This window comes from Vibrio sp. 1078-1 (assembly GCF_033340475.1).
Genome location: NZ_JAWOWM010000520.1, coordinates 1 through 625 on the forward strand (window position 1 = coordinate 1; position 625 = coordinate 625).

Sequence of the window (625 nt, forward strand, 5' to 3'; positions counted from 1 at the left end):
AAGCAGGGGCCTTTCCAAGTTTTTGACTCTGTGTTGTCGGAAGAAGCTGTTCTTGCATTTGAGTACGGTTATGCAACAGCTGAACCTGGCGGTTTGACCATTTGGGAAGCGCAGTTTGGTGACTTCGCTAACGGCGCACAAGTGGTTATTGACCAATTCATTTCGTCTGGTGAGCAAAAGTGGGGACGTTTGTGCGGCCTGACGATGCTTCTGCCTCATGGTTACGAAGGCCAAGGTCCGGAGCACTCATCTGCTCGTCTAGAGCGTTACCTTCAATTGTGTGCTGAGCAAAACATGCAGGTCGTTGTACCATCAACGCCAGCTCAGGTGTACCACATGATTCGTCGTCAAGTAGTACGCCCAATGCGTCGACCATTGATTGTAATGTCTCCTAAATCATTGCTTCGTCATCCTCTTTGTACTTCGACTCTAGAAGACCTTGCAGAAGGTACGTTCCAAGCAGCGATCTCTGAAGCGGATCACCCGGAGCCCAGCAACGTGCAACGCGTCGTGTTCTGTTTGGGTAAGGTGTATTTCGACCTTCTTGAGCAGCGTCGCAACAACGAGCAAGAAGACGTAGCAATCGTGCGTATTGAGCAGCTTTACCCATTCCCGATGGAAGAAG

1 pseudogene is annotated in these 625 nt (G+C 50.2%); it reads left to right on the top strand.

The features are described from left to right. Positions 1–625: pseudogene (locus tag R7190_RS28545) on the top strand (2-oxoglutarate dehydrogenase E1 component); the annotation flags it as partial.